This is a genomic window from Mucilaginibacter sp. P4_G9, from assembly GCF_056400985.1.
Genome location: NZ_JBFUKF010000769.1, coordinates 1 through 1,250, shown reverse-complemented (window position 1 = coordinate 1,250; position 1,250 = coordinate 1). Strand labels below are relative to the sequence as shown.

General features: G+C 36.6%; 1 protein-coding gene and 1 pseudogene. One reads left to right on the top strand and one right to left on the bottom strand.

Translation table 11 applies throughout. From position 1 onward, the window contains the following. Positions 1 to 254, top strand: a pseudogene (locus AC1DPZ_RS27505) (glycosyltransferase family 2 protein); the annotation flags it as partial. A 1-nt stretch (position 255) separates the two neighbouring features. On the opposite strand, the gene AC1DPZ_RS27500 reads toward AC1DPZ_RS27505, so the two are convergent. Next, positions 256 to 1,250: glycoside hydrolase family 26 protein (locus AC1DPZ_RS27500; RefSeq protein ID WP_477409510.1), on the bottom strand; the 995-nt coding region annotated here is incomplete at its 5' end.

Sequence of the window (1,250 nt, the reverse complement as noted above, 5' to 3'; positions counted from 1 at the left end):
ACCTTACTGATATGGAAACCTGCTATAAATTATTTAATACCAAAATGTTGCAGGCTATTTCGCTTACCGAAAAACGTTTTGGTTTTGAACCGGAAGTAACCATCAAAGTGTCGAGGGTGCCAAAGATCAGGATTTATGAAGTTGGTATTTCCTACTATGGTCGTACCTATGAAGAAGGCAAGAAGATAGGGTGGAAAGATGGTGTAAGAGCTATTTACTGTATTTTGAAGTATGGCCTGTTTAAATCTAAGTAGATTAGTTAAAACCTAAGGCTTTACAAAATTCCCCAAAGCTTTTTTTACTTATACTCCAGTCTGGAGCCTTTATTTTACCCCAGGCCTTTGGGTTGTCATATAAATTAAAGTAACATACGCCAAAAACCTGGTCGTTTTTGTTAATTGTACCAGCTGCCTCCTTTAACCAGTTTGTTTGGTAATCTTCCGGCCCTTTGACACCAAATTCGGTTATAAATATGGGCTTGTTGATAAACCGCATTCTGTATATTTTACGGCTAAATATATTGCCAAATGCTTCCTGTTTATTAGGATCGGATATATTTTTGTCTGGTAAACCGTATATAGCTATGCTAACATAATCAACAACATCGTTGCCCGGATAAAAATCTATTGATCCTCTGTCTCCGGCAGGTCCCCATACTTTGTGAATATTGGCGAAGTTGTTAGCAAAGTGCATAAAGTATCTGAAAGCGTTAATATACTTTACAGGGTCCTGGCTTTGCCATCCATACCGGTGGATAGGTATTTCCATTTCATGCGCAAAGCGTAAGTAAACATTTTGCTTAACCCCGGAAATGATTTTAAAAAACTTTTCAATTTCCTTATCATATTGCCCGTTTAAAACACTTGTTAAGGCGTCAGGTGGTGTTTTTGTAGTACAGGTATCGCGCCATGGCTCCATGGTAACTATTGGAACATGGTTCCTCAAAATAATATCATTGAAACTTTTTTTAAACTCGCCGTTTTGTATATCACCCCAGTTTGTAAAAATATGCTCGGTGGTTATTTGATGCTCTTCAATTAATTTCTTATTCGCATCATATACACCAACCAATAATTTTTTCCTGGTTGGTTTTTGTTTAATGACCGCTAAGTAATTATCTGAGGAATAAATGGTGTTTTTATACTTCTCCATAGTAGCAGCAACTTCTGAAAGCCAATTTTTGTTAAAAGTGGCCGGAGTGATTTTGTCAGATCCTAATATTAAAACAGGTTTATTAACAAATCTCATCC